We start from the raw sequence: 5,190 nt of genomic DNA, 5'->3' as shown, positions 1-5,190 counted from the left end.
TCCTAAATTTTATTTATTATAATATATTATATTTTTTTTAAAAACAATCTTTTTATCTAAAAAAAAGTGAAAAAAAGTACTTTTCTATCCTTTAAATTAAGGGTAATGTGTATAAAAATTGTAAAATATTAGTTTGTGAAAAAAATAATGTTGTTTTTTGTTATAAAAAAAGTGACTAAAAGATATTTTTTATAGAAAGAAAAAATTTTATACTCAATAAGGTTAATAATATTTTTAAGGAGGGAAAAATTGAGTGTAAAGGTCAATAAAAAAGAGTATAAATTTATAAAAAACAAAACTCTTTTAGCCTTTTTAAGTGAATTGGGTATAGTAATTCCAACGTTATGTCATGATGAGAGAATTAAAAATAATGATCAAGAGTGTGGAATTTGTGTTGTAGAGGTAGATGGTAAGCTAGAGAAAGCTTGCGAAATAATATTAAAAGATAACTCTATAATACAGACTCATAGTAAATTGGTACTTAAAAAACGAAAAGAGATATTAGAAAATATAATTAAAAATCATGCGTTAGATTGTTTAGGATGTAAAAAATCAGGTGAGTGTAAGTTACAAGATTATTGTTATGAATATGAGATTCACCAAAGTAAAAATGAATTTAAAGAAATGTTGCCCATAGATAGTTCTAATCCATTTTATACAATAAATCCTAATAAATGTATAGCATGTGGAAAATGTGTAGAAATTTGTAAAAATCTTCAAGGAAGTAATATACTAGAGTTAAAAGAAGAGAATGGAAGAAAATATGTTAGTCCTATAAAAGAAGATAAGGTTAATAACACTAAGTGCATGTCTTGTGGAAATTGCGTAAGTGTGTGTCCAGTAGGAGCATTATTGCCAAAGGAAAAGGAGCAATTTAGGTTATGGGAAACAAGTAGTGTTAGAACCACTTGCTCATATTGCGGTGTAGGATGTCAAATTGATTTTTTAGTAAAAAATAACAAGATAGTTGAGGCAAAACCAGCAAACATAGCTCCAAATGATGGATTGTTATGTGTAAAAGGTAAATTTGGTTATAAATTTGTAAATCATCCAGATAGAATAAATACACCTTATATAAGAAGAGATGGTAAGTTGGAAAAAGCTTCTTGGGAAGAAGCATATAATCTTATTCAAAAAAATATGATAGAGATAAAAGAAACGTATGGTTCAGATTCTTTTGGTGGGTTAACTTCAGCAAGATGTACAAATGAGGATAACTATATTTTTCAAAAACTTTTTAGGGCGGTAATTGGAACAAATAATGTTGACCATTGCGCTCGTCTTTGACACAGTTCAACAGTTGCCGGGTTAGCAACTACGTTGGGAAGTGGAGCTATGACTAATAGTATAGAAGAAGTTGTAGACTCAAAAGTTATCTTTATAATAGGGTCAAATCCTAGAGAAAATCACCCTGTTATAGGAGCTAAAATAAAAACAGCTAAATTAAACGGCGCAAAAGTGATTGTTGCCGATCCAAGAATGATCGATTTAGCTAATGATGCAGATGTATTTTTACAATTAAATTTAGGAACAAATATCGCACTTATTAATGGGATGATTCATGTAATAATAAAAGAGAATTTATATAATAAAGAATACGTAAAGAGAAATACAGAAAATTTTGAAGAATTAGTAAAATTAGTAGAAAAATATACACCAGAATATGTAAGTAACGTATGTGGGGTATCAAAAGAGCTAATAGAAAAAGCTGCAAGAATTTATTCAAGTAACGTAGCATCAATTTTTTATGCCATGGGAATAACACAACATAAAGCTGGAACTAATGGAGTGATGAGTTTATCTAATTTAGCCTTATTATGTGGAAATATAGGGGTTAAATTTGGTGGAATTAATCCTTTAAGAGGACAGAATAATGTTCAAGGTTCTTGTGACATGGGAGGACTTCCAGATTCATATCCAGGATATCAAAAAGTCTATAATCCAAAAATTAAAGATAAATTTGAAAAAGAGTGGGATGTAGAGTTAAGTGATAAAATAGGATATACAATTCCAGAGATGATGCATAGAGCTTCACATCATGAATTAAAATGTCTTTATATAATGGGAGAAAATCCAATGGTTTCAGATCCAGATATCAATCATATAAAGCATGCTTTAGAGTCTTTAGATTTTTTAATTGTTCAAGATATATTTATGACTGAAACAGCTCAGTTAGCAGATGTTGTTTTACCAGCATTGTCTTTTGCTGAAAAAGATGGAACATTTACTAATACTGAAAGAAGAATTCAAAGAGTTAGAAAAGTTGTAGATAGAGATGGTGTAGAACCTGATTGGAAAATTATAAATAATATAATGAATATTTTAGGTTATGAGAAAGTTTATAAATCAGCGGAAGAGATAACAAAAGAAATAGCAAGAGTAACTCCTCAGTATGAAGGATTAGATTATAAAATAATTGATAAGTTGGGAATAGCTTGGCCTATAGGAGAAAATAAAAAAGGTACATCAATATTGCATATAGATAGTCCGATGAGAGGAAAGGGATTGTTTGTTCCTTCGGAACAAGAGTTATTAGGAGAAAATCAATGTAGTCAATATCCATATTTATTAACAAATGGTAGAAATTTATATCACTATCATACGAGAACTATGACTGGAAAAGTAGATGGATTAAATGAAAAATCTCCAGATTCATATATTGAGATACATCCACAAACAATGAGAAAATTAAATATAACAAATAATGAAATTATAAAAGTTATATCTAGAAGAGGAGAAATTTTAACGAGAGTAACTCCTAATGAAGGAATATTAGAAGAGCTATTCTTTATGCCTTTCCATTTTGCAGAGGGAGCTTGTAACGTATTAACTGGAGCAGATCGTATAGATGAAAAATGTGGAATTCCAGAATTAAAAGTAACAGCAGTAAGAATAGAGAAGTTAATTTAGTGGAGGAATTATGAATTTTCAAATAGAAATTGATGGAGTTTTAACAGATATAGAATCTACACAAACACTTTTAGAAAAATGCAAAGAGCTGGGTATAAATATACCCACTCTTTGTCATCATGAAGATTTGGGGTCACAAAAAGTTTGTGGAATTTGTGTTATTGAATGTAACGGAGAGCTTTTGAAATCTTGTGAAACATATCCTCAAGAGAATATGATTATAAAAACTAAAACTCCAAAAATAATTGAAAAAAGAGAAAAAATATTAAAAGATATTATGGAAAATCATCCTAATGATTGTTTAACTTGCGAAAAATCAAAAGGAGACTGTGAATTACAAAACATATCTTTTGAATATAATATAGTTAATAGAAATTTAGTAGATATAAGAAAATATGAAATAGATAATAGCTCATCAGGTATAACTAGAAATATGAATAAGTGTATTTTGTGTGAAAGATGTGTTGCTATCTGTAAAGAAGTTCAAGGATTAGGAATTTATGAAGTTATTGAAGCTGATGGAGTTAAAGAGATTGTTATAAAAGATGGAAAGTTATTAGGAGAGAGTAAATGTGTTTCTTGTGGTCAATGTATAAAGATATGTCCAGTTGGTGCTTTAACAGAAAAAAATAGTGTGACAGAGCTAAATAGACTTTTAAAAAATTCACAAAAGCATATTGTTGTTCAAATAGCGCCAGCTATAAAGCATACAATAGGAGAAGAGTTTTTTATTACACCAGGAGTAGATGTGACTTCAAAAATGGTTGGAGCTTTGAAAAAATTAGGATTTGATAAAGTTTTTAGTACAGATTTTTCAGCAGATGTAACAATAATGGAAGAAGGAACTGAGTTGATTGAAAGATTAATGAAGGGTGATAGAGAATTACCAATGTTCACTTCTTGTTGTCCAGGTTGGGTAAATTACGTAGAAAAATCATATCCAAACTTTATTAAAAATTTATCAAGTTGTAAATCTCCTCAACAAATGTTTGGTGCACTAGCAAAATCTTATTATTCAAATACATTAAATATCCCTAAAGAAGATATATATGTTGTTTCAATTATGCCATGTACTGCTAAAAAAGGTGAAAGTGAAAGAATAGAAATGCAAGAGAATGGGATTAGAGATGTTGATTTAGTTATAACAACAAGAGAGTTTGCTAAGTTAATAAAAATGAATAATATAGATTTTAATTCATTACCTGATGATTTAACGTATGATTCGTTTATGGGATTAGGATCCAGTGCAGGAAGAATTTTTGGATCTTCTGGTGGAGTTATGGAAGCAGCATTAAGAACAGTAAGTCATATTTTAACTGATGGTCAACTAAAGCAAATAGAGTTTAAAACTTTAAGAGGATTTGAAAATGTAAAATCAGCAGAGATAATTTTAGGAGAAAGAAAAATTAAAGTAGCTGTAATAAATGGTATTGGATCAGCTAAAAAAGTTTTAGATGCTATTGAAAAAAATAAAATTTATTTTGATTTTATAGAAGTAATGGCTTGTTATGGTGGATGTATAAGTGGAGGAGGAGCACCTATTCCAGATAGTTTAGAAGTTAGAAAAAGTAGAATGAAAGGGATGTATTTATTTGATTCTAATTCGACTTTAAGAAAATCTCATGAAAATATAGAGGTAATTAACCTTTATAAAAACTATTTAAAAGAACCTTGTGGACACAAAAGTCATCATATTCTACATACTACATATTCGAATAAAACAAAAATATGAAATATAAAAAAAGTGTAATTTTATTAGCTGGAGGAAAGGGAAGTAGATTAAATTATATTGATAAAAGTTTTTTAGAATTTAAAGGAAAACCATTTTTTGAAATTATAATAGAAAAACTTGGAAATTTTTCAGAGGTTATAATAATATCCAATTCTCCAGAAAAATATTTAAAGTATAATGTTAAAGTAATAAAAGATGATGTGAAAGATATTGGTCCAATAGGTGGAATTTTTACAGGATTAAAGAATGCTTTAAATGACGAGTGTTTAGTATTGTCTTGTGATACTCCATTTATAAAAAAAGAGTTTATTGAGTATTTAGGGAAAATAAAAGGAGATTACGATATTTCAGTACCTATTCATAATTTTTATAAAGAGCCTCTTTGTGCATTATATAAAAAGAATAGTTTAAAAGAAATAAGTGACTCTATTAAAAAAAGAGAATTTAAAATAGCTAAAATTTTTCAGAAATTAAATGTAAATTGGATAAATATTAATAAATTAAAAAACTCAGAAGAGATATCTAAAGGTTTTTTTAATATTAATACT

The 5,190-nt window shown here is 28.1% G+C and carries 3 protein-coding genes; all 3 read left to right on the top strand.

The window, feature by feature from the left end; all coding sequences use genetic code 11:
* Positions 1–249: 249 nt before the first annotated feature.
* A complete protein-coding gene (fdhF, locus tag HMPREF0202_RS14895) occupies positions 250–2,910 on the top strand; it encodes a formate dehydrogenase subunit alpha (protein WP_084537599.1) in 2,661 nt (886 codons plus the stop codon).
* A 10-nt stretch (positions 2,911–2,920) separates the two neighbouring features.
* On the top strand, positions 2,921–4,642 hold the full coding sequence (locus tag HMPREF0202_RS00835) for a 2Fe-2S iron-sulfur cluster binding domain-containing protein (protein WP_023051580.1): 1,722 nt from the start codon (positions 2,921–2,923) through the stop codon (positions 4,640–4,642).
* Positions 4,639–5,190, top strand: a 552-nt coding sequence (locus tag HMPREF0202_RS00830) for a molybdenum cofactor guanylyltransferase (protein ID WP_023051579.1), incomplete at its 3' end; no start/stop codon positions are given. The genes HMPREF0202_RS00835 and HMPREF0202_RS00830, both read left to right, overlap by 4 nt.

The organism is Cetobacterium somerae ATCC BAA-474 (assembly GCF_000479045.1).
Taxonomy (GTDB): domain Bacteria; phylum Fusobacteriota; class Fusobacteriia; order Fusobacteriales; family Fusobacteriaceae; genus Cetobacterium_A; species Cetobacterium_A somerae.
The sequence above is the reverse complement of the archived record's forward strand: the minus strand, read 5'-3'. Positions and strand labels throughout refer to the sequence as shown.